Origin of the sequence: Kitasatospora sp. NPDC059408 (genome assembly GCF_042751525.1) — a bacterium.
Lineage (GTDB): Bacteria > Actinomycetota > Actinomycetes > Streptomycetales > Streptomycetaceae > Kitasatospora.
Genome location: NZ_JBHYWI010000036.1, coordinates 29,182 through 48,237 on the forward strand (window position 1 = coordinate 29,182; position 19,056 = coordinate 48,237).

At 70.7% G+C, this 19,056-nt stretch carries 21 protein-coding genes; 20 read left to right on the top strand and 1 reads right to left on the bottom strand.

Annotation, left to right across the window (positions count from 1 at the left end):
* Positions 1–90: 90 nt before the first annotated feature.
* The 18 genes from rpmE (at position 91) to ACFXDE_RS23685 (ending at position 16,308) form a co-directional block, all read left to right on the top strand.
* Complete coding sequence (gene rpmE, locus ACFXDE_RS23600) at positions 91–312, top strand: 50S ribosomal protein L31 (protein ID WP_030235761.1); 222 nt, start codon at positions 91–93, stop codon at positions 310–312.
* 112 nt (positions 313–424) lie between these two features.
* Positions 425–1,501, top strand: a complete 1,077-nt coding sequence (gene prfA, locus ACFXDE_RS23605; protein ID WP_380496769.1) for a peptide chain release factor 1 — start codon at positions 425–427, stop codon at positions 1,499–1,501.
* A 61-nt stretch (positions 1,502–1,562) separates the two neighbouring features.
* Positions 1,563–2,429: a peptide chain release factor N(5)-glutamine methyltransferase gene (gene prmC / locus ACFXDE_RS23610; RefSeq protein ID WP_380440104.1), complete on the top strand. Its 867-nt coding sequence runs from the start codon at positions 1,563–1,565 to the stop codon at positions 2,427–2,429.
* Positions 2,430–2,574: 145 nt separating this feature from the next.
* On the top strand, positions 2,575–3,222 hold the full coding sequence (locus tag ACFXDE_RS23615) for an L-threonylcarbamoyladenylate synthase (RefSeq protein ID WP_380496770.1): 648 nt from the start codon (positions 2,575–2,577) through the stop codon (positions 3,220–3,222).
* 32 nt (positions 3,223–3,254) lie between these two features.
* Complete coding sequence (locus ACFXDE_RS23620) at positions 3,255–3,896, top strand: protein-tyrosine-phosphatase (protein ID WP_359971718.1); 642 nt, start codon at positions 3,255–3,257, stop codon at positions 3,894–3,896.
* Between the two features lie 126 nt (positions 3,897–4,022).
* On the top strand, positions 4,023–5,303 hold the full coding sequence (gene glyA / locus ACFXDE_RS23625) for a serine hydroxymethyltransferase (protein ID WP_380440108.1): 1,281 nt from the start codon (positions 4,023–4,025) through the stop codon (positions 5,301–5,303).
* Positions 5,304–5,473: 170 nt separating this feature from the next.
* The gene (locus ACFXDE_RS23630; RefSeq protein WP_380496771.1) at positions 5,474–6,754 is read left to right on the top strand and encodes an MraY family glycosyltransferase; all 1,281 of its coding nucleotides are present in this window, start codon (positions 5,474–5,476) and stop codon (positions 6,752–6,754) included.
* A 300-nt stretch (positions 6,755–7,054) separates the two neighbouring features.
* The gene (locus tag ACFXDE_RS23635; protein WP_380440112.1) at positions 7,055–7,498 is read left to right on the top strand and encodes a hypothetical protein; all 444 of its coding nucleotides are present in this window, start codon (positions 7,055–7,057) and stop codon (positions 7,496–7,498) included.
* 285 nt (positions 7,499–7,783) lie between these two features.
* Positions 7,784–8,590 carry a F0F1 ATP synthase subunit A gene (atpB, locus tag ACFXDE_RS23640; RefSeq protein WP_380440114.1) on the top strand — a complete coding sequence of 269 codons (807 nt, stop codon included), beginning with the start codon at positions 7,784–7,786 and terminating at the stop codon, positions 8,588–8,590.
* Positions 8,591–8,684: 94 nt separating this feature from the next.
* Positions 8,685–8,921 (top strand): ATP synthase F0 subunit C, encoded by a 237-nt coding sequence (atpE, locus tag ACFXDE_RS23645; protein ID WP_350879602.1) that lies wholly within the window; start codon positions 8,685–8,687, stop codon positions 8,919–8,921.
* Positions 8,922–8,955: 34 nt separating this feature from the next.
* Positions 8,956–9,513, top strand: coding sequence for a F0F1 ATP synthase subunit B (locus tag ACFXDE_RS23650; protein ID WP_380440116.1), 558 nt, complete (start codon positions 8,956–8,958; stop codon positions 9,511–9,513).
* Positions 9,510–10,325, top strand: a complete 816-nt coding sequence (locus ACFXDE_RS23655; RefSeq protein WP_380440118.1) for a F0F1 ATP synthase subunit delta — start codon at positions 9,510–9,512, stop codon at positions 10,323–10,325. The genes ACFXDE_RS23650 and ACFXDE_RS23655 overlap by 4 nt, the downstream gene beginning before the upstream one ends.
* Positions 10,326–10,481: 156 nt before the next feature.
* Positions 10,482–12,056 (top strand): F0F1 ATP synthase subunit alpha, encoded by a 1,575-nt coding sequence (atpA, locus tag ACFXDE_RS23660; RefSeq protein ID WP_380440121.1) that lies wholly within the window; start codon positions 10,482–10,484, stop codon positions 12,054–12,056.
* Positions 12,057–12,088: 32 nt separating this feature from the next.
* Positions 12,089–13,000: a F0F1 ATP synthase subunit gamma gene (locus ACFXDE_RS23665; protein WP_380440123.1), complete on the top strand. Its 912-nt coding sequence runs from the start codon at positions 12,089–12,091 to the stop codon at positions 12,998–13,000.
* A 2-nt stretch (positions 13,001–13,002) separates the two neighbouring features.
* Positions 13,003–14,448 carry a F0F1 ATP synthase subunit beta gene (gene atpD / locus ACFXDE_RS23670; RefSeq protein ID WP_380496772.1) on the top strand — a complete coding sequence of 482 codons (1,446 nt, stop codon included), beginning with the start codon at positions 13,003–13,005 and terminating at the stop codon, positions 14,446–14,448.
* Positions 14,449–14,632: 184 nt separating this feature from the next.
* The gene (locus ACFXDE_RS23675; protein ID WP_329927969.1) at positions 14,633–15,016 is read left to right on the top strand and encodes a F0F1 ATP synthase subunit epsilon; all 384 of its coding nucleotides are present in this window, start codon (positions 14,633–14,635) and stop codon (positions 15,014–15,016) included.
* A gap of 148 nt (positions 15,017–15,164) precedes the next feature.
* The gene (locus ACFXDE_RS23680) at positions 15,165–15,665 is read left to right on the top strand and encodes a DUF2550 domain-containing protein (protein ID WP_218201846.1); all 501 of its coding nucleotides are present in this window, start codon (positions 15,165–15,167) and stop codon (positions 15,663–15,665) included.
* Positions 15,666–15,735: 70 nt separating this feature from the next.
* The gene (locus ACFXDE_RS23685) at positions 15,736–16,308 is read left to right on the top strand and encodes a cob(I)yrinic acid a,c-diamide adenosyltransferase (RefSeq protein ID WP_380496773.1); all 573 of its coding nucleotides are present in this window, start codon (positions 15,736–15,738) and stop codon (positions 16,306–16,308) included.
* A gap of 5 nt (positions 16,309–16,313) precedes the next feature.
* Here the strand turns inward: ACFXDE_RS23685 and ACFXDE_RS23690 are convergent, their stop codons facing one another.
* Positions 16,314–16,913: a hypothetical protein gene (locus tag ACFXDE_RS23690; RefSeq protein WP_380496774.1), complete on the bottom strand. Its 600-nt coding sequence runs from the start codon at positions 16,911–16,913 to the stop codon at positions 16,314–16,316.
* A 157-nt stretch (positions 16,914–17,070) separates the two neighbouring features.
* Between ACFXDE_RS23690 and ACFXDE_RS23695 the strand changes: the two genes are divergently transcribed.
* A complete protein-coding gene (locus ACFXDE_RS23695) occupies positions 17,071–18,282 on the top strand; it encodes a sensor histidine kinase (RefSeq protein WP_380496775.1) in 1,212 nt (403 codons plus the stop codon).
* Positions 18,279–18,929: a response regulator gene (locus tag ACFXDE_RS23700; RefSeq protein WP_380496777.1), complete on the top strand. Its 651-nt coding sequence runs from the start codon at positions 18,279–18,281 to the stop codon at positions 18,927–18,929. The genes ACFXDE_RS23695 and ACFXDE_RS23700 overlap by 4 nt, the downstream gene beginning before the upstream one ends.
* The last annotated feature ends 127 nt before the right edge of the window (positions 18,930–19,056 follow it).

Consider the following 19,056-nt stretch of genomic DNA (forward strand, 5'->3'; position numbering starts at 1 on the left):
CCCGTCCTGGCAGACTGGACCGTCGGTCCCGGTTCACGTGCGGCATTCCAGCCGCCGACCCGGTGCCCTCCCGATACCTAGGAGAACCCCTTGAAGTCCAACGTTCACCCCGAGTACGTGGTCACCCGTGTGACCTGCACCTGCGGCGCCGAGTTCACGACCCGCTCGACCGAGACCAGCGGCGAGATCCGCGCCGAGGTCTGCTCGCAGTGCCACCCGTTCTACACCGGCAAGCAGAAGATCCTCGACACCGGTGGCCGCGTGGCCCGCTTCGAGGCCCGCTTCGGCAAGCAGCACAGCGCGAAGGCCTAGCGCTCCCTCGGCGCCGGTTCCCGGTGCCCCCGTACTCGTTCCGGGGGCGCTGGGGACCGGCGCCGTTCGCGTCCCACCACCCCATCCGATCCCCGGGAAGAAGGCCACCCCCATGTTCGAGGCAGTCGAAGAGCTCCTCGTCGAGCACGCCGACCTCGAGAAGAGGCTGGCCGACCCGTCCGTCCACGCCGACCAGGCCAACGCCCGCAAGCTGGCCAAGCGGTACGCCGAGCTGACCCCGATCACCCGGGTCTACCGGGAGTGGCGGCAGGCCGGCGAGGACATCGAGGCGGCGCGTGAACTCGCCGCCGAGGACCCGGAGTTCATCGCCGAGGTGAAGGACTCCGAGGCGCGCCGCGAGGAGCTCACGGAGGAGCTGCGGCTGCTGCTCGTCCCGCGCGACCCGAGCGACGACAAGGACGTCATCCTGGAGATCAAGGCGGGCGAGGGCGGCGAGGAGTCCGCGCTGTTCGCCGGCGACCTGCTCCGGATGTACCTGCGCTTCGCCGAGCGGACCGGCTGGAAGACCGAGATCATCGACTCCAACGAGTCGGACCTCGGCGGCTACAAGGACGTCTCGGTCGCGGTCAAGACCAAGGGCAACGCCGAGCCCGGCCAGGGCGTCTGGGCCCGGCTGAAGTACGAGGGCGGCGTGCACCGCGTGCAGCGCGTGCCGGCCACCGAGTCGCAGGGCCGCATCCACACCTCCGCGGCGGGCGTGCTGGTCACCCCCGAGGCGGAGGAGGTCGAGGTCGAGATCCTCGCCAACGACCTGCGGATCGACGTCTACCGCTCGTCCGGCCCCGGCGGCCAGTCGGTCAACACCACCGACTCCGCGGTCCGGATCACCCACCTGCCGACCGGTATCGTGGCGTCCTGCCAGAACGAGAAGAGCCAGCTGCAGAACAAGGAGCAGGCGATGCGCATCCTGCGTTCGCGCCTGCTCGCCGCCGCGCAGGAGGAGGCCGAGCGGGAGGCCTCGGACGCGCGCCGCAGCCAGGTCCGCACGGTGGACCGCTCCGAGCGGATCCGCACGTACAACTACCCCGAGAACCGCATCTCGGACCACCGCACGGGCTTCAAGTCGTACAACCTGGACCAGGTCCTGGACGGCGAGCTGACCGCGGTGATCCAGTCCTGCGTCGACGCGGACGCGGCGGCCAAGCTCGCCGCGGCCCAACAGAACTGAGACCGGCGCGCCAGCGCCGGACAACCCCGCAGCCGGAGCGCAGAAACAAGAGGTCGTACGGATGAACCTGCTGCTCGCCGAGGTGGCTCAGGCCACCCAGCGGTTGGCCGCGGCCGGCGTGCCCTCGCCGCGCTTCGACGCGGAGGAACTCGCCGCCTACGTCCACAACGTCAAGCGCAGCCAGCTGCACACGGTGAAGGACGCCGACTTCGACGCCCGCTACTGGGAGGCCGTCTCCCGCCGCGAGGCGCGCGAGCCGCTCCAGCACATCACCGGGCGGGCGTTCTTCCGCTACCTGGAGCTGGAGGTCGGCCCCGGGGTGTTCGTGCCCCGGCCGGAGACCGAGAGCGTCGTCGAGTGGGCCATAGACGCCGTCCGCGACATGGACGTCGCCGAGCCGCTGGTCGTCGACCTGTGCTCCGGCTCGGGCGCCATCGCGCTCGCGCTCGCCCAGGAGCTGCCGCGCTCGACCGTGCACGCCTTCGAGCTCGACGAGGGCGCGCTGGAGTACACCCGGCGCAACATCGACGCCAGCCCGGACCGGGCCCGCATCACCCTGCACGCCGGCGACGCCACCAAGGCCTTCGCCGACGACCGCTCCTGGGACGGCCGCTTCGACCTGGTCATCTCCAACCCGCCGTACATCCCGCTCACCGAGTGGGAGTACGTCGCCCCCGAGGCCCGCGACCACGACCCGCAGATGTCGCTGTTCTCGGGCGAGGACGGCCTGGACACCATCCGCGGCATCGAGCGGGTGGCCGCCCGGCTGCTGCGCCCGGGCGGCGCGGTGGTGATCGAGCACGCCGACCAGCAGGGCGGCCAGGTGCCGTGGATCTTCAACGAGGAACGCGGCTGGACGGACACCGCCGACCACCGCGACCTGAACAACCGGCCGCGCTTCACGACCGCCCGAAGGGTGTCGTTGTGAACGATCGAGCACAGTACGACCGCCCGAAGGGTGTCGTTGTGAATCGGCGAGCACAGCACGACAGCCCGAAGGGCGTCGTCGTGACCCGCCGCGCGCAGGGCCGCGCCGTGAACGTCATGAGCCACTCCGGAAGGGGACCGCACCGATGAGCCGCCGCTACGACTGTGCCGATGCCGGGGACCGCACCACCGGTCTGCGGGAGGCCGCCTCCGCGATCCGCCGCGGCGAACTCGTCGTGCTGCCCACCGACACCCTGTACGGCGTCGGCGCCGACGCGTTCTCGCCGGAGGCCGTGGCCGCCCTGCTGGCCGCCAAGGGCCGGGGCCGCAACATGCCCTCGCCCGTCCTGGTCGGCTCCCCGACCACCCTGCACGGCCTGGTCACCGACTTCTCCGAGCAGGCCTGGGAGCTCGTCGACGCCTTCTGGCCCGGTGGCCTCACCCTGGTCGCCAAGCACCAGCCCTCGCTGCGCTGGGACCTCGGCGAGACCCGCGGCACCGTCGCCGTCCGGATGCCGCTGCACCCGGTCGCCATCGAGCTGCTGAACACCACCGGACCGCTGGCCGTCTCCAGCGCCAACAAGACCGGCGGCCCGTCCCCGGCCACCTGCGACGAGGCGCAGGCGCAGCTCGGCGACGCCATCTCGGTCTACCTGGACGGCGGCCAGGCCGACCACGCGACCGCCTCGTCCATCGTCGACGTCACGGGCAAGGTCCCGGTCCTGCTGCGGGCGGGCGCGATCAGCGTCGAGCAGCTGAGGGAGGTCGTTCCCGACCTGGAGGCCGGAAGTTGACACCCACCGCCTCGCTCCACGCCGGTCCGGGCATAGCGCCGTACCTGAGCGTGGGACCCAGGCCGCTGGACCACTTCCGGATCCTGTACGTGTGCACCGGCAACATCTGCCGTTCGCCGATCGCCGAGCGGCTGACCCGGCGTGAGCTCGACACCCGGCTCAGCCCCCGAGTGGCGGGGCGGATCCTGGTGGAGAGCGCCGGCACCTGGGGCCACGTGGGCGCGCCGATGGAGGACCACGCCGCGACCGTGCTCGACGAGTACGGCGCCGACAGCGGCGGCTTCACCGGCCGGGAGCTGCTGGACGAGCACGTGGTCGAGGCCGACCTGGTGCTCACCGCGACCCTGGACCACCGCGCCCAGGTCATCTCGATGGGCCACGAGGCGGGGCTGCGGACCTTCACGCTGAAGGAGTTCACCAGGCTGGTGCGGACGATAGACCCGGGCACCCTGCCGGACCCGCGCCGCGGCGCGGACGTCACCGAGCGCGCCCGCGCGCTGGTCCGGGCCGCCGCCGCGCTGCGCGGCTGGCTGCTGGCCGCCACCCCGGAGTCCGACGAGGTGGACGACCCGTACGGGGCGCCGATCGGCATGTTCCGCAACTGCGGCGAGGAGATATTCCACGCGGTCGACCCGGTGGTCACCGCGCTCACCGGAGTGCCCGCGCACCCCTGAGCGCCCGCGTCCCGCAGGGCCCCGCGCGCGCCCGCCCGGGTGCACCCGGCCCGCGTCGGCGAGCCGCCCGGGGGGCCCGGTCCTACGCTGGAGGGACCGACCCCCGTAGCGCCCGGGAGCACCGCCATGACCGTCACCGACGCCGTGTCCGGCACCACCACGACGACGGGGCGCCCCTGGGCGTCCGAGGCGCTGCACCGGGCCGATCCCCAGCTGGCCGACCTGCTGGCCGCGGAGGCCGAGCGGCGGGCCGAGACGGTCCAGCTGCTGGCGGGGGAGAACCTGACCTCACCGGCCGTCCTGGCGGCCCTGGGCGGCCCGCTGATCGACAAGTACGCCGAGGGGTACCCCGGACGCCGCCACCACACCGGCTGCGCCCTCGCGGACGCCGCGGAGCTCCTCGCGATCGACCGGGCGCGCGAGCTGTTCGCCGCGCCCCACGCCAACGTCCAGCCCCGCTCGGCGACTTCGGCGATGCTGGCGGCGTACGCGGCGCTGCTGCGGCCCGGCGACGGCGTCCTGGCGATGTCGCTGGAGCACGGCGGGCACCTCAGCTGCGGCTCGCGGGCGAACTTCTCCGGCCGGTGGTTCACCTTCACCGGCTACGGCGTGCGCGAGGACGACGGGCTGATCGACCTCGACCAGGTGCGCGAGCTCGCCCGCCGGGTGCGGCCGAAGGCCATCGTGGCGGGCTCGATCTCGCACCCCAGGCACCCGGACTGGGCCGGGTTCCGGGAGATCGCCGACGAGGTGGACGCGTACCTCATCGCCTCCGCCGCGCAGACCACCGGCCTGATCGCGGCCGGTGCGGCGCCCTCCCCGGTGCCGTACGCGGACGTCACGGTGGCGGCCACCCACAAGCTGCTGCGCGGCCCGCGCGGCGGCCTGCTGCTGTCCACCGCGGAGCTGGCCGAGCGGATCGACCGGGCGGTGTTCCCGTTCAGCCAGGGCGGCGCGGCGATGAACGAGGTGGCCGGCAAGGCCGTGGCGCTCGCGGAGGCCGCGACGCCCGCCTACCGGGAGTACGCGCGGCGGGCGGTCGCCGGGGCGCGCGTACTCGCCGAGGGGCTCGCGCAGGCCGGTATGCGCCCGTTGACCGGCGGGACCGACACCCACCTCGTGACGGCCGACGTGCGCCCGCTCGGCGTCACCGGGGCCGAGGCGGAGCGGCGCTGCGCGGCGGCCGGGCTGCTGCTCGGCAAGAGCGCCCTGCCGTACGACCCCGCGCCGCCCTCCGAGGCCTCCGGGATCCGGCTCGGCACCGGCACGGTGACCACGCAGGGGATGGGGGAGCGGGAGCTCGCGGAGATCGCCGGGCTGATCGGCCGACTGCTGGCCGGGGACGAGGTCGCGGCGGTCGGCGCGCGGGTGCGGGAACTGGCCCTGTCCTTCGCGGACCGCGGGTGAACGAGCGCGGCGGCGTATCCGGTTCTCCTACCCGGTAGGGCGAACCGCGATGCGCGTCCCCGGCGTCCGACTCAATAAGGTGTGTGCCGTGGCGACGCACCTCGAACCCCGGACAGGCGCGGGAGTACCTTGGGTACCTTCCCGCAGGACAGTGACGCAGGAGGCCAGTGGTGCGTGAGTATCTGCTGGTCCTGTTCACCACCGCGGCCGTCACCTACCTGCTGACCGGCCCGGTCCGGAAGTTCGCGATCGCGGCCGGCGCCATGCCGCCGGTCCGGGCCCGGGACGTGCACCGCGAGCCCACCCCGCGGCTCGGCGGCATCGCGATGTTCGGCGGTCTGTGCGCGGGCATCCTGGTCGCCTCCCAACTCGACAACCTGAGCAAGGTGTTCACCCAGGGCACCGACATCCGCGCGCTGCTCTCCGGCGCCGGGATCATGTGGCTGCTCGGCGTGCTCGACGACAAGTGGGGCGTGGACGCGCTGGTCAAGCTCGGCGGCCAGATGATCGCCGCCGGTGTGATGGTCTGGCAGGGGGTCACGGTGATCACCCTGCCGGTGCCCGGTGTCGGCGCGGTCGCCGTCAGTCCCACCCAGGGCATGGTCATCTCGGTGACGCTGGTCGTCGTCATGGTCAACGCGGTGAACTTCATCGACGGCCTGGACGGCCTGGCCGGCGGCATGGTCTGCATCGCCGCGATGGCGTTCTTCCTGTACTCCTACCGGCTCTGGTACGGCTACGCGATCACCGACGCCGCCCCCGCCGTGCTGTTCAGCGTGCTGCTGATCGGCATGTGCCTGGGCTTCCTGGCGCACAACATGCACCCCGCGCGGATCTTCATGGGCGACTCCGGCTCGATGATGCTGGGCCTGATGCTGGCCGTCGCCGCGATCTCGATCACCGGCCGGGTCGACCCGGACCTGATCAACAACGAGACCGGGTCGCAGACCGCCACCGTCCACGCCCTCGTGCCGATCTACATCCCGCTGCTGCTGCCGCTGACCGTCATCGCGCTGCCGCTGGCCGACCTGCTGCTCGCCGTCGTCCGCCGCACCTGGGCGGGCCAGTCGCCGTTCGCCGCGGACAAGCGCCACCTGCACCACCGGCTGCTCCAGGTCGGGCACTCGCACAGCCGGGCCGTGCTGATCATGTACTTCTGGGCGGCGCTGATCGCCTTCGGCACGGTGGCCTTCTCGGTCACCAACACCGGCCGCACGGTGGTGCTGACGCTCGCCGGGCTCTGCCTGGTCGGTCTGGTCGTGCTCCTGACGCCGCGGTTCCGGCCGCGCGCCCCGCGCGCGGTGCAGGCCTTCGTGCCGCCGCGCTACCGCCGGCAGCCCTCCGGTCCGATGGCTGAACTGTCGGCCAAGGACAAGCAACTTCTGGGTGAAGCCGGCGAGGGCTCCTCGGCGTCCCCCGAATCCCACGGTCGGACCACCGGGCGGCGCTAGCAAGGAATTTGACGCTCCGCCAGACGGGTTCACCCGATCGGCGGCACTCTTGCTCCGCCAGTGTGACAGGAGCCACACATTCATGGTAAAGCTCTCATCAAATAGTTTGTGATACCGTTCACGAGTACCGAGAACACGCCGAAAGACCTGACAGGTGGAGGACTTCCGTCCCTGGTCGGTCTCCCTCGACGGGCCCGCCGCTCCAGCGGGCGGCCCGGCGGCGGCCCCTCGGTCCGGTGCCACCCCACCGAGTGTTCTGCCCCGTCCCCGTAACACCGACATGCCGCCGGAGCTGCCGACATGCCGTCCAACGACGCCCGGATCCTCCGAGGCGCCGCGATTCCCACTGCGGTCGCCGGGATCATCGCCATGGCGATCTCGTTCCCCGTCGCCGGTGGGAAGGCTCTGCTCGGCGCCCTCTTCGGTGCGCTGCTCGTGATGGCCTTCTTCAGCTTCGGCCAGGTCGCGCTCGACCGGCTGACCAGGTCGAACCCGCACATCATGATGGCCGCCGCGCTGCTCGTGTACACCACGCAGATCCTGCTGGTCGGCATCGTGCTCGCGGTCTTCAAGAACACCGAGCTCTTCAACCGGCAGGCGTTCGCCTTCACCCTGCTGGGCTGCGCCCTCGTCTGGACGGGCTTCCAGGTGCGCGGCGCACTCAAGGCCAAGACCTTCTACGTCGTCCCCGACGCCTCCGAAAAGAAGGACGACAAGTCCTCCGGCTCGGGACGTCAACAGTGACGAGGCCCGACTGTCCCCCCAACGAGGGGGGCGGTGTTTATGCGCCACTGACGGGCTGCTATCGTCCGTCGCAACAACGGAGTACGGGAAGAGGCCAGGTCTGTCCGGACATTGGACGGATCGCCCCCCGGATCCGCGCAGTCTTCGATGATCCCGCAGTGGTGCAGCGCACCGCCGCGCAGGATCCGCGAGAAACCCATCAAGTTCCAGTGCCGCTCCGTGGCCGCAGGCCGCGCCGACACACCGAGGTTGCCGTAACCATGCGTCACGACGAAGGAGTCCGTGGTGAGTGCTGAACTCCCCCTCGCCAGCAGTTGCCACTTCGGGGACGCTGGCTGTGGCTTCCCGGCGCCGGGTCTGAACGAGTTCTCGTTCAAGCCGATCTTCACGATCGGCGGCGTCGACTTCAACAAGCCGATGCTGCTGTCGATGATCGTCGCCGTGCTGGTGGTCGTCTTCTTCTGGGCCGCCTTCGCCAAGCCGCGCCTCGTCCCGGGCAAGCTGCAGCTGGTCGGTGAGATCGGCTACGACTTCGTCAAGCGCTCCATCGTGCTGGAGACGATCGGCAAGAAGGGCGAGAAGTACGTCCCGATGCTCGTCTCGATGTTCTTCTTCATCTGGCTGATGAACATCATGTCGATCATCCCCTTCGCGCAGTTCCCCGTCTCGGCGGCGATCGCGTTCCCGGCCGGCCTCGCGGCGGTCGTGTGGATCACCTACATGACGCTGACCTTCAAGAAGCACGGCTTCGTCGGCGGTCTGAAGAACCTCTGCTGGCCGTCGGGCATCCCCGGCTGGGTCATGTTCATCCTGGTGCCGATCGAGTTCTTCTCGAACATCTTCGTGCGCCCCTTCACGCTCGCGGTCCGAGCCTTCGCGAACATGTTCGCCGGCCACCTGCTGATCGTGATGTTCTCCATCGCCTCCTGGTACCTGCTCAGCCCGACCCTGGGCGCGCTGTACGGCTCGGCCTCCTTCATCGTGGCCGTCGCGCTGACCGCCTTCGAGCTGCTGGTCCAGTTCCTGCAGGCCTACATCTTCGTGATGCTGGCCAGCAGCTACATCGCCGGTGCCCTGGAAGAGGCGCACTGAGCCCCGGGGCTCCGGCCCCGCCCCGAACCACACCTCCCGGATCGCCCGGTGGCCAATCACCACCGGATCACCACCCCTGCAAAGGACAACGTCAATGAGCATCCTCGCTGAGGGCAACGTCTACGGTTCCGTCGCCTCCATCGGCTACGGCCTCGCCGCGATCGGCCCCGGCATCGGCGTCGGTCTGATCTTCGGCAACGGTGTCCAGGCCATGGCCCGTCAGCCCGAGGCTGCCGGTCTCATCCGTTCCAACATGTTCATCGGCTTCGCGCTGACCGAGGCGCTCGCCCTCATCGGCATCGTCATGCCGTTCGTCTTCGGCAACAAGTAATCCGCCGTAGACCCTTTCTGAGGAAGGTCCAGATATGAGCCCCGTGCTTTCGCTCGCGGCCGAGGAGAAGATGAACCCTCTCCTCCCCGCGTGGCCCGAGGTGATCATCGGCCTGCTCTGCTTCTTCATCGTCTTCGGTCTGCTCGGCAAGAAGCTCCTCCCCAGCATCGAGAAGGTGCTGTCGGAGCGCCGGGACGCCATCGAGGGCGGCATGGAGCGCGCCGAGGCCGCTCAGGCCGAGGCCCAGGCCCTGCTTGAGCAGTACCGCGCCGAGCTCGCCGAGGCGCGTCACGAGGCTGCCCGCATCGTCGAGCAGGCTCGCGAGCAGGGCGCCGCCCAGCTCGCCGAGATGCGCGAGGAGGGCCAGCGTCAGCGCGAGGCCATCGTCGCCGCCGGTCACGCGCAGATCGAGGCCGACAAGAAGCAGGCGACTGCCGCCCTGCGCCAGGACGTGGGTTCGCTGGCCTCCCAGCTGGCCTCCCGCATCGTGGGTGAGTCCCTCGAGGACCACGCCCGGCAGAGCGGCGTCATCGACCGCTTCCTGGACGAGCTGGAGGCCAAGGCCGCCGTTGCTCAGGGTGCGGCCAAGTGATCGGCGCAAGCCGTGAGGCCCTCGCCGCCGGGCGGCAGAACCTGGAGAGCCTGACCGACTCCACCTCGGTGGACGCGGTCAAGCTCGCCGAGGAGCTCACCGCCGTCACGGTCCTGCTGGACCGTGAGGTGTCGCTGCGCCGCGTCCTGACCGACCCGTCCCGGTCGGGCCAGGACAAGGCCCAGCTGGTCTCCTCGCTGCTGACCGGTCAGGTCTCCGGCGAGACCGCCGACCTGGTGGCCGGCCTGGTCCGCTCGCGCTGGTCCGGTTCGCGCGACCTGGTCGACGCGACCGAGCAGCTCGCCGCGTACGCCGAGGTCATCGCCGCCGACAAGGCGGGCGCGCTGGACGACGTCGAGGACGAGCTGTTCCGCTTCGGCCGCGTCGTGGCCGGCTCGCACGAGCTGCGCGCCGCGCTGACCGAGCCGAAGGCCGGCACCGCCGCCAAGGCGGAGCTGATCGAGAAGCTGCTCGGCGGCCGCGCCAACGCGGGCACCGTCCGGCTGGTCACCGCCCTCGTGAACGCGCCGCGTGGCCGTAGCCTGGAGCAGGGCCTGGAGTCCTACTCGAAGCTCGCCGCCGCGCGTCGCGGCCGGGTGGTGGCCCTGGTCACCACCGCGGTGCCGCTGTCGGACGCACAGAAGGAGCGCCTGTCCGGTGCTCTGGGCCGGATGTACGGCCGCCAGGTCCACCTGAACATCGACGTCGACCCGGAGGTCGTCGGCGGGGTCCGGGTGCAGATCGGCGCCGAGATCATCGAGGGCACCGTGTCGAGCCGCCTCGAAGGCGCTCGCCAGTCGCTCGAAGGCTGAGTACCGAAGCAGCACATCCGACCCTCGGTCGGGAAACCGGCTCCCAACGGAGCCGGCACATCGTACGGCCGGTTCGGCAGACCCGGCCGAGAGTCGAATACTTGCGGCCCTCAATGGCGGGCCGAGGATCGCAAACTAGGAGAGCAGGGAAGCCTGATGGCGGAGCTTACGATCCGTCCGGAGGAGATCCGGGACGCGCTGGCCGACTTTGTCCAGTCGTACCAGCCGGACGCCGCTTCTGTGGAAGAGGTCGGCACGGTCACTGACGCGGCGGACGGCATCGCCCATGTCGAGGGTCTCCCCTCGGTCATGGCGAACGAGCTGCTGAAGTTCGAGGACGGCACGCTCGGCCTCGCGCTGAACCTCGACACCCGCGAGATCGGTGTCGTCATCCTCGGCGAGTTCGGCGGCATCGAAGAGGGCCAGACCGTGCGCCGCACGGGCGAGGTCCTGTCGGTCCCGGTCGGCGACGGCTACCTCGGCCGCGTCGTGGACCCGCTGGGCAACCCGATCGACGGCCTGGGCGAGATCGCCGCCACCGGCCGCCGCGCCCTGGAGCTGCAGGCCCCCGGCGTCATGGTCCGCAAGTCGGTCCACGAGCCGATGCAGACCGGTATCAAGGCCATCGACGCGATGACCCCGATCGGCCGCGGCCAGCGTCAGCTGATCATCGGCGACCGCCAGACCGGCAAGACCGCCGTGGCGATCGACACGATCATCAACCAGCGTGACAACTGGCGCTCGGGCGACCCGAAGAAGCAGGTCCGCTGCATCTACGTCGCCGTGGGCCAGAAGGGCTCCACCATCGCGTCCGTCCGCGGCGCCCTGGAGGAGGCCGGCGCGCTGGAGTACACCACGATCGTGGCCGCTCCCGCCTCCGACCCGGCCGGCTTCAAGTACCTCGCCCCGTACACCGGTTCGGCCATCGGCCAGGAGTGGATGTACGACGGCAAGCACGTCCTCATCATCTTCGACGACCTGTCGAAGCAGGCCGAGGCCTACCGCTCCGTCTCCCTGCTGCTGCGCCGCCCGCCGGGCCGCGAGGCCTACCCGGGTGACGTCTTCTACCTGCACTCCCGCCTGCTGGAGCGCTGCGCGAAGCTCTCCGACGAGCTGGGCGCGGGCTCGATGACCGGTCTGCCGATCATCGAGACCAAGGCCAACGACGTCTCGGCGTACATCCCGACCAACGTCATCTCCATCACCGACGGCCAGTGCTTCCTGGAGTCCGACCTGTTCAACGCCGGCATCCGCCCGGCCGTGAACGTCGGCATCTCGGTCTCCCGCGTCGGTGGCTCGGCCCAGATCAAGGCGATGAAGTCGGTCGCCGGCCGTCTGCGCCTGGACCTCGCCCAGTACCGCGAGCTGGAGGCCTTCGCCGGCTTCGGCTCCGACCTGGACGCGGCCTCCAAGGCCCAGCTGGAGCGCGGTGCGCGCATGGTCGAGCTGCTGAAGCAGGGCCAGTACCAGCCGTTCCCGGTCGAGGAGCAGGTCGTCTCCATCTGGGCCGGCACCACCGGCAAGCTGGACGACGTCCCGGTCGCGGACATCCGCCGCTTCGAGCGCGAGTTCCTGGACCACCTGCGCCTGCAGCACAAGGACCTGCTGGCCGGCATCGTCGAGACCAGCAAGCTGGAGGACGGCACCATCGACGCTCTCACCAGCGCGATCGCCGCCTTCAAGCAGGGCTTCACCACCGCCGACGGCAAGCTCCTCGGCGAGCAGGCCTGAGTCCGGTAGCGAGGGAAAGGACGTAACGACCCATGGGAGCACAGCTTCGGGTCTACAAGCGCCGGATCCGCTCTGTCACCGCGACGAAGAAGATCACCAAGGCGATGGAGATGATCTCCGCGGCGCGCATCGGCAAGGCGCAGCGCGCGGTGGCCGCCTCCACCCCGTACGCCGATGAGCTCACCCGGGCGGTGACGGCGGTGGCCACCCGGTCCAACGCCAAGCACCCGCTCACCACCGAGAACCCGAACGCCACCCGCGCCGCCGTCCTGCTGATCACGGCGGACCGCGGCCTGGCCGGCGGTTACTCGTCCAACGCCATCAAGGCCTCGATGGTGCTCTCCGAGCGCCTGCGCGGCGAGGGCAAGGACGTCGTGACCTACATCGTGGGCCGCAAGGGTCTGTCCTACTACACCTTCCGCAACCTCGCGGTGGGCCAGTCGTGGACGGGCTTCTCGGACAAGCCGGGCTACGGCGACGCGAAGGTCGTGGCGGCCGAGCTGATCGAGGCCTTCACGGCCGAGACCGGCGGCGTGGACGAGATCCACATCGTCTCCACCGAGTTCGTGTCGATGCTGACGCAGAACGCGGTCGAGGCGCGGCTGCTGCCGCTGAAGCTGGACGAGGTCCAGCAGGGCGAGCAGCCGGCCAAGGCGGAGATCTTCCCGCTGTACGACTTCGAGCCGTCGGCCGAGGGCGTCCTCGACGCCCTGCTGCCGCGGTACGTCGAGAGCCGGATCTACAGCGCGCTGCTTCAGTCCGCCGCCTCCGAGCACGCCGCACGCCGGCGCGCGATGAAGAGCGCGACGGACAACGCCGGCGAGCTCATCAAGTCGCTCACGCGGCTTGCCAACTCGGCCCGTCAGGCCGAGATCACCCAGGAAATCAGCGAGATCGTCGGTGGCGCCAACGCCCTCGCCGACGCTAGCCGCGGGAGCGAATGAGTATGACCACCACTGTTGAGCCGACCACGGCGACGGGCCGCGTCGCGCGGGTCATCGGCCCGGTCGTCGACGTGGAGTTCCCCGTCGACGCCATTCCGAACATGTTCAACGCCCTGCACGTCGAGGTGGACAACCCCGACGGCTCGGGCAAGAAGATCCTCACCCTCGAGGTCGCCCAGCACCTCGGCGACGGCCTGGTCCGCGGCATCTCGATGCAGCCGACCGACGGCCTGGTCCGTGGCGCGCAGGTCACCGACACCGGTGCCGCCATCTCCGTGCCGGTCGGCCAGATCACCAAGGGCAAGGTCTTCAACGCCCTCGGTGAGGTGCTGAACGTCGACAAGGCCGAGTTCGAGTCGCAGGTCGAGGTCCGGTGGCCCATCCACCGCAAGGCCCCGAACTTCTCCGAGCTCGAGTCGAAGACCGAGATGTTCGAGACCGGCATCAAGGTCATCGACCTCCTCACCCCGTACGTCCAGGGTGGCAAGATCGGTCTGTTCGGTGGTGCCGGTGTCGGCAAGACCGTTCTGATCCAGGAGATGATCTACCGCGTCGCCGAGAACTTCGGTGGTGTGTCGGTGTTCGCCGGCGTCGGCGAGCGCACCCGTGAGGGCAACGACCTCATCCACGAGATGGTCGACTCGGGCGTTCTGGACAAGACCGCGCTGGTCTTCGGCCAGATGGACGAGCCGCCGGGCACCCGTCTGCGCGTCGCGCTCTCCGCGCTGACCATGGCGGAGTACTTCCGTGACGTCGAGAAGCAGGACGTGCTCCTCTTCATCGACAACATCTTCCGGTTCACCCAGGCCGGTTCCGAGGTGTCGACCCTGCTCGGCCGCATGCCCTCCGCGGTGGGCTACCAGCCGAACCTGGCCGACGAGATGGGCCTCCTGCAGGAGCGCATCACCTCGACCCGCGGTCACTCGATCACCTCGATGCAGGCGATCTACGTCCCCGCGGACGACCTGACCGACCCGGCCCCGGCCACCACCTTCGCCCACCTGGACGCGACGACCGTTCTGTCGCGCCCGATCTCGGAGAAGGGCATCTACCCGGCCGTCGACCCGCTGGACTCCACGTCCCGCATCCTCGACCCGCGGTACATCGCGCAGAACCACTACGACACGGCCGTCCGCGTCAAGGGGATCCTGCAGAAGTACAAGGACCTGCAGGACATCATCGCCATCCTCGGTATGGACGAGCTGTCCGAGGAAGACAAGATCACGGTGCACCGCGCCCGTCGCATCGAGCGCTTCCTCTCGCAGAACACCTACGTGGCGAAGCAGTTCACCGGCGTCGACGGCTCGACCGTTCCGCTGTCGGAGACCATCGAGGCGTTCAACGCGATCGCGGACGGCAAGTACGACACCGTCCCGGAGCAGGCCTTCTTCATGTGCGGTGGCATCGAGGACCTCGAGAAGAACGCCGCCGAGCTGGCGAAGAAGTAATCGCGGCCGGTAGCAGCCGAGTGACCGTGAGGGGTGGGCCCCAACCCTGGGACCCACCCCTCGCGTCGCATCGGCTGTGATTCCGGTCAAATCCGTGCCGCCGGTTTCATGCCGGAGGCGCGGGGCCGTTATTCTTACCGAAACTCCCGAGTAATCGGGGGTTGCACGAGCCTAGGAGCCCACGTTGGCTGAGCTGCACGTCGAGCTGGTCGCAGCCGACCGCAAGGTGTGGTCCGGTGCGGCCACCATCGTCGTCGCCCGTACGGCCTCCGGTGACACCGGCATCATGCCGGGTCACACCCCGGTGCTGAGCGTGCTGGAGACCGGCCCGGTCACCATCCGCACGGTGGACGGCGGCACCGTCGTCGCCGCGGTGCACGGCGGCTTCATCTCCTTCGCCGACAACAAGCTGTCTCTGCTCGCGGAGATCGCCGAGCTGGCGGACGAGATCGACGTCGCCCGCGCCGAGCGCGCGCTGGAGCAGGCCAAGTCCGACCTGGACGCGCACGCCGAGCGTCGCGCCGAGGTCCGCCTGTTCGCGGCGCGCGGCCTCAAGGCGCACGTCTGAGTACGCCTGACCCCGCCTCGGCGAGGTCGACCGACGGTCCCGGGGACGCGCGAGCGTGACCCCGGGACTGTCGTCTCAGTTGGTAGGTCAACGCGGTCGCCTTGTACGACCGATACGGGGAACGCGGGTAGCGAGGAGGTAGGTGAGCATGGTCCTCGCCCTCGTGGTGTGTGCGGCGGTCGTGGCACTCGGTGTGATCGGCCTGGTCGCGTTCGCGGTACGGCGCCGCCTCATCCAGCGGGTGGGCGGCACGTTCGACTGCAGCTACCGGCTCAAAATGCCCGCCGACGCCTCGACGCAGCCCGACCTCGACGAGAACGGCAAACCCACCTCGGCCCCGGTCCCACAGACCGACGGCAAGGGGTGGGTTTTTGGTATCGGCCGGTACAGCGGCGACTCGATCGAGTGGTTCCGGGTCTTCTCGTACGCCCCGCGCCCGCGCAAGGTGCTCCCGCGCCGGGAGATCGAGGTGCTCGGCCGGCGCTACCCGGAGGGCCAGGAGGAGCTCGCCCTGCTCTCCGGCTCGGTGGTGCTGCGCTGCCTGCACAACGGCGCCCCGCTGGAGCTCGCGATGAGCGAGGACGCGCTCACCGGCTTCCTCGCCTGGCTGGAGGCGGCGCCGCCCGGACAGAGGGTCAACGTCGCCTAGGGTCGACGTCGCGCAGGGCCGACGGCGCCTGGGGTTAACGGCGCTTAACCGGCCCGGCTAGTCTGGCCGCATGGTCAATCTGACGCGCATCTACACCCGTACCGGCGACGACGGCACCACCGCGCTCGGTGACATGAGCCGGACCACCAAGACCGACCCGCGGCTGGTCGCGTACGCCGACGCCAACGAGGCGAACGCGGCGATCGGCGTGGCCATCGCCGCCGGGGCGCTGGCGCCGGACGTCGTCGCGGTGCTCACCCGGATCCAGAACGACCTGTTCGACGTCGGCGCGGACCTCGCGACGCCCGTGGTCGAGAACCCGGAGTACCCGCCGCTGCGGGTCCTGCAGTCCTACATCGACCGGCTCGAAGGCGACTGCGACCACTACCTGGAGCAGCTGGAGAAGCTGCGCAGCTTCATCCTCCCCGGCGGCACGGCCGGCGCGGCCTACCTGCACCTGGCCTGCACGGTGGTGCGGCGGGCCGAGCGGGCCACCTGGACGGCGATCGAGACGCACGGGGACACCGTCAACCCGCTGACCGCCAAGTACCTCAACCGGCTTTCGGACCTGCTGTTCATCCTGGCCAGGGCGGCCAACAAGGAGCGCGGCGACGTCCTGTGGGTGCCGGGGGAGAACCGCTAGCCGCCCTAGGGCAGCGGGGCCTTCTCCGGGGCGGGCTGCTCGACCGGCCGGCCGTCGACGACCGTCACGCCGGCCGGGGCCTCCTTGGGCCACTTCGAGTAGCAGCCGGCCACGACGACGTTGACGACGGCCGCGATGCCCAGCTTCCAGTACCACTGGGCGAAGGTGCCGACGTGGGCGCTGCCCGCGGAGAGCGGGACGAGGAGGCTGATCAGGCTCAGGGTGATCGCGGCCGAGACGACCGTGCGCCACGCGATCCGCCACTCGTGCCTGGTCCGCTCCGGGCCGTACTTGGGGGCGGGCAGCGGCTTGGGGCCGCCGGCGAAGCGGTGCAGGAAGTGCCGGTCGGCCCAGGCGACCAGCGAGGGCCCGTAGCCGACCGAGAAACCGGCGTAGCTCGCCGCCAGCGCGTGCATCCAGCTCGCCTCGGCGCCGCCCCGCAGGTTCAGGACGGTGAGCGCGTACAGCGCGAGGTCCACCACCGGGAGGCCGATCAGCAGCGCGGTGCTGGTGCGGCGCCACCGCAGCAGGTAGCGGGCGCTGAGGCCGAGGCCGAGCACGATCCACCAGGAGATCTCGGCCGCGACGATGAGGGTGACGATCACGTTCTGCTCCCGGGCTGGTCGACGGTGGTACCAGCCTCGTGTGCGGGCGCGCTCGCGTCGTCGTCGTGGAGTGCCGTCCCCGCGTGCATCTTTCGATGTAGCCGGATCCTCCGTGGACCGGAGCGGCGCGGTCCGCCCGGGATGGTGAGATGGGAGAGTGCTCCGTCCGTCCCTCTCACCGCGCGCGCTGGACCGGCTGATCGCCCTCTGCGGGCTGCTCGGCGGTGCGGTGCTGATCGCCTTCAAGGTGTACGACCGGCCCGACGACCTCCCGCTGTGGGCCGTCGTGGCGCCGCTGCTCGTGATGGCCGCGCTGGAGCTGGTGCGGCGGCGCAGGCCGGTGCTGGCGGTCTCCCTCGGCGGGCTCGCCTTCGCGGGCAGCATCCTCGCGGGCAGCCTGCTGGCGACGACCATCATGTACACCGACCTGCTGTACGCGGCGGTGATCTACGGGTCCGCGCGGATGTCGCGGATCCTGCACCTGACCGGCGGCGCCACCGTGCTGGTGCTCTCCACGCTGGCGCTGATCTACAGCGGAACGCCCGCCGGGCTGCTCGTCGTGGTGGTCACCTCGCTGGTCTTCCTGGCGCCGGTGTGGACCGGGGACGTGGTGCGCAAGCACCGGCAGGAGGCGGAGACCGAGCGGCTGCGCGCCGAACAGACCGCGCTGCTCTCGGAGATGGACCGCCGCGAGGCCATCGTCACCGAACGGGCCCGGATGGCACGGGAGTTGCACGACGTGGTGGCCAACCACCTGTCGGCGATCGCGATCCACGCGACCGGCGCGCAGTCCGTCGCCCGGCGCCAGCGGCGGGCCGAGGACGACCCGCTGGTGGAGGTGCTCGCCGTGATCCGGGAGAACAGCGTCCAAGGATTGGCCGAAATGCGTCGCATGATCGGACTGCTCCGGGACAGCGGCGGGGGCGAGGCCGACGAGTCCTACGCGGCGCCCGACCTCGCCGCGGTGGACGCGCTGCTGACGAAGGCCCGCGCGGCCGGCCGGGACGTCGGGCTGGAGTTCGAGCTGAGCGAGCACGGCGAGCGCGGCGAGCTGCCGGTGCCGGTGGGCCTGGCCGCGTACCGGATCGTGCAGGAGTCGCTGACCAACGCGCTCAAGCACGCCGGGCCCGGCCTGGTGCGGCTGCGGCTGGACTTCGGGGCGGGGGAGCTGCGGATCGCCGTCGACAGCCCGTACCGCGCCGAGGAGGGCCGCGGGCTGCCGGGGGCGCGGGCCGGGCTGGTGGGCATGTCGGAGCGGGCCGGGCTGCTCGGCGGCAGTTTCGAGGCGGGGCCGCGGGACGGGACCTGGAGCGTGCGCGCGGTGCTGCCGCACGGCCGGGGGAGCGAAGGGAACGAGGGACGCGCGTGACGATTCGGGTGCTGGTGGCCGAGGACCAGGCCGCGGTGCGGGCGGCGCTGGTGATGATCCTGCGGGCCGAGCCGGACGTCGAGGTGGTCGGACAGGCCGCCGACGGCGAGGAGGCCGTCCGGCTGGCCCTGGAGCTGCGGCCGGACGTGGTGCTGATGGACGTGCAGATGCCGCGCCTGGACGGCGTCTCGGCGACCCGCGAGGTGGTGGCCGCCGGCGCGGCCCAGGTGCTCGTGCTGACCACCTTCGACCTGGACGAGTACGTGTACGGCGCGCTGCGGGCCGGCGCGGCCGGCTTCCTGCTCAAGGACCTGGAGGCGGACACCCTCGTCGAGGGCATCCGGACGGTGGCGCGCGGGGACGGCATGCTGGCGCCCTCGGTGACCAGGCGGCTGATCGGCACCTTCGCCCGGCCGGACCGGGCGGTGGGGCCGGACACCCGGGAGGCGGTGGCCGGGCTCACCCCGCGCGAGCGCGAGGTGCTGGCCTGCATCGGCGCCGGGCTGTCGAACGGGGAGATCGCCGCCCGGCTCGCGATGGCGGAGGCGACCACGAAGACGCACGTCAGCCGGATCCTCGCGAAGCTGCGGCTGCGCAGCCGGGTGCAGGCGGCGATCCTGGCGCAGGACCTCGGGCTGATGATCTGACCATCGCGCCGACGATCGGCCGGGCTGATTGGTTCACCTGACCAGGTCGGTTGCAGATCACACTCCCGATTGCTATTGCACGGACGAAATGGGCGTTAGAGTCCCCGCCAGAGCGACGCGGCTCTAC